5 protein-coding genes are annotated in these 2856 nt (G+C 65.4%); all 5 read right to left on the minus strand.

Annotated features, from left to right (window positions below; genetic code table 11):
• Positions 1-121 precede the first annotated feature (121 nt).
• A complete protein-coding gene (locus tag ACFWPJ_RS29575; protein ID WP_378856312.1) occupies positions 122-427 on the minus strand; it encodes a WXG100 family type VII secretion target in 306 nt (101 codons plus the stop codon).
• On the minus strand, positions 427-771 hold the full coding sequence (locus ACFWPJ_RS29580; protein WP_378856314.1) for a WXG100 family type VII secretion target: 345 nt from the start codon (positions 769-771) through the stop codon (positions 427-429). The genes ACFWPJ_RS29575 and ACFWPJ_RS29580 overlap by 1 nt, the downstream gene beginning before the upstream one ends.
• 127 nt (positions 772-898) lie before the next feature.
• Positions 899-1306: a DUF3224 domain-containing protein gene (locus ACFWPJ_RS29585; protein WP_378856316.1), complete on the minus strand. Its 408-nt coding sequence runs from the start codon at positions 1304-1306 to the stop codon at positions 899-901.
• A gap of 40 nt (positions 1307-1346) precedes the next feature.
• Positions 1347-2411, minus strand: a complete 1065-nt coding sequence (locus ACFWPJ_RS29590; RefSeq protein ID WP_378856318.1) for an amidohydrolase family protein — start codon at positions 2409-2411, stop codon at positions 1347-1349.
• Between the two features lie 92 nt (positions 2412-2503).
• Positions 2504-2856, minus strand: a 353-nt coding sequence (locus tag ACFWPJ_RS29595; RefSeq protein ID WP_378856320.1) for a methylmalonyl-CoA mutase family protein, incomplete at its 5' end; no start/stop codon positions are given.

Raw genomic sequence — 2856 nt, forward strand, 5'->3', positions numbered from 1 at the left:
CGGCTAGGGCGCTCATCTGCCTGGAGAACACTCGTTGAAACTCGCAAGCGTACGAGTTCAGGCTGGCGCCCGCGAGTGAATAGATCGCCGGATCGACGACCAGGATGGTATCGCTCATGATTCAGCCGCGACCGAGAATTGTTAATGTGGCTTGTGTTGCGGCTGTATACCTGTCGTGTGCATCCTGTGCAGCGGTGCGAATCAGCTGGATCCCTTCGGAAACTTCCGTCGCGCCCACATTCCAATCACGGAATGCCTCGGCTTGAGCATCTGCGGCGGCACCGGTCCAGTTCTGCTGGACGGCAGTAAGTCGTTGCTGGAGCCCGTCGAGGCTGTCGTTGAGGAAGCCTACGAAACCTGTTACACGGGTGACGATCTGCTCGAGTTCGGCAAGGTCGACACGGAAAGGCTGAGCGTTGTCGACCACTACGTCCCCGACATGTCGAGCGAAACGGACAATGCACTGGTTTCTGTTGCCAGCAACTGATCTTGGTCGGCAAGGGTCTTACTGGTGACCCCGAGAAGTTCTGCCATGTCGGCGAGGGCATCGAGGATTGTGTCGGCGCCCTGCTTGGTTTCGGTCCAGCCGGCCGAAAATGATTCGGCTGAGGTTCCGCGCCAGTTGTCGAGAAGTGTGACTATATCTGTGTCAAGGGATCTCAGTCCGTTGATCAGAGATTCGGCAACTTGCTGTACAAATGAGCCTGCGTCGGTGACTTCGTCAGGTAACAGCGCAAAGTCGTTGGCTGGTCCGCTCGGTTCGGCGGTCATGTATCCCCCTATCATGAATCTGCCCGAGACTACGTCGTCCGTATTTGGCTGGCAAGACGGACCTGATCAGTAGGGCGTCCTGGTTGGGCGCCCGTTGAGCTTGGCTGGTTCACCACCTGCCCTGAGGTCAGGGCAGGTCGTATTCGAACCAGATGTGGTGGCCGCCGGTTGCATCGACGTAGAGCGCACCGGTGCCGGTGATGCCGGTGAGCTCGCCGGTGCCGCTGGCGGGCACGATGTGGAAGAACTCGTCGGTGCGATCGGTGCCGCCGGTGGTGGCCGAGTGGACGAAGTTGAAGGCGCCGGACTTACCGTGCAGTGCGCCCTCGAAGGACTCCATGGCGATGTAGGTGCCCGCTCCGGAGGACATGTCGAAGGCCGCGGTGAACAGCGTCGCCGAGGTGCCCGTGATCTCCCCGGCGTAGACCTTCGTCATGAGGGTCACGCCGACGGGCAGCCCGGTGCTGATGGGTGGCTGCGGCTGCAGGTCGGTGGGGTCGAACGCGGTGACTTCGAACGTGCCGGTTGCCTTCATACCGGCGATGCTAAACCGGGCCACCGACAGACGCCGCGACTCACGACGTGGTGTCCATCCGGTACACGCGGGCGGCATTGCCGCCGAACACCTTCCGGAGCGTGTCCTGGTCGGCGCCCGCCTCGGTGAGCGCGGTCGCCACGGTCTCGACCGCGCCGGTGATGCTGGTGATCGGCTTGTCGACCGGGAAGTTCGAACCCCAGATCAACCGGTCGGGGCCGAACACCGCCAGCGCGTGCGCGAGCAACGGCCCCACCCGTTCGACCAGTTCGGGCACCGGCGTCGGGGCGCCGCGCGGTGGCACCGGATGACCGAGCACCGGCATCATGAGCCCGCTCACCTTGGCCACCACGGCAGGTTGCGCGGCCAGCTCGGTCAGGTCGTCGCGCCAGCGCTCGAACAGTGCCTGCCGCTGGGCAGGGGTGTGCCCGGTGTTCTTGCCGACCGGCCCGAAGATGCCCGCCGGCGTCCCCAGATGGTCGAGCACGATCGGCACTTCGGGGAAGCTCTCGGCCAGCGCCGTCACGTCGGGGAGCTGCACCGAGTACACCCAGGCGTCGAAGGACAGGCCGCGCTGGGCGAGCTGGGGGAAACCGTTCAGGAAGGCGGGGGCGGTGAGGCTGTCGTTCGGCGCGAACGATTTCACGGCCGGATCGGGATGGTGGGCGACCATGGCCCTGATCCCGCGCAGCAGCGGCGAGGCCGACTGATGCGCGTCCAGGACCGCGCCGAAGTCCGCGGCGGCGGGATCGGCCGACGCGATGATCGCGGCAAGGGCCGGGGTGTCGACACCGAAGGGCAGACTGGCCACCCAGCGGGTTTCGTCGGGCTTCCAGCCGGTCCATTCCACTTCGACGTGCGCGATCGCGTCCACCCGGGTCTTCCCGAGGTCGGCCCGGTAATCGGCGGGCAGATAGGGACCCAGGTAGGCGGACGGGTCACCGACGAATTCGCGGTCACCACGCGGAGCCAATTTCGCCGCGACATCGACCGGCAGCGGGAGATACCGCAGCAGGGTGGCGAGCTTGCTGAAATGGCGAGGTGTCGTGCGCGGATCCCACTGGTGGATGTGCGCATCGATGATGTCGAGGTCGGTCAGGTCCATGCTCTACGTCCCATCGCCGCCGCTTTTGTGCTGGCGGCAATTGTCACACGCGGGCGCCGGGTGAGGCTGGATTCGCGCACCCGGCGATCGCCTCAGACGGTTCGTCGATACTGCCCACCGACCGCGAAGAATGTGTCGGTGACCTGCTGCAGCGTGCACACCCGCGCCGCGTCCATCAGCACGTCGAAGATATTGCCGTCGGTATGGGCGACCTCGGCCAGCCGCGCCAGCGCGCGATGGGATTCCTCGGCGTTCTCGTCCTGGAAGGCGCGCACCCGGTCCAGTTGGGAACGGCGTTCCGCTTCGGTGCCGCGGGCCAGTTCGAGCGGGCCGTGCGCGGCTGCGTCGTCACGGCCGCGGAAGGTGTTCACGCCGACGATCGGCAGCGATCCGTCGTGTTTGCGCTGCTCATAGCGCATGGACTCGTGCTGGAAGCGCCCACGCT

The sequence above is a fragment of the Nocardia sp. NPDC058497 genome, assembly GCF_042720195.1.
Classification (GTDB): Bacteria; Actinomycetota; Actinomycetes; order Mycobacteriales; family Mycobacteriaceae; genus Nocardia.

What these genes read in the sequence shown, in the direction of transcription:
- ACFWPJ_RS29590 (WP_378856318.1), bottom strand. Translation starts at nt 2,411, where the DNA reads ATGGACCTGACCGACCTCGACATCATCGATGCGCACATCCACCAGTGG.
- ACFWPJ_RS29580 (WP_378856314.1), bottom strand. Translation starts at nt 771, where the DNA reads ATGACCGCCGAACCGAGCGGACCAGCCAACGACTTTGCGCTGTTACCT.
- ACFWPJ_RS29585 (WP_378856316.1), bottom strand. Translation starts at nt 1,306, where the DNA reads ATGAAGGCAACCGGCACGTTCGAAGTCACCGCGTTCGACCCCACCGAC.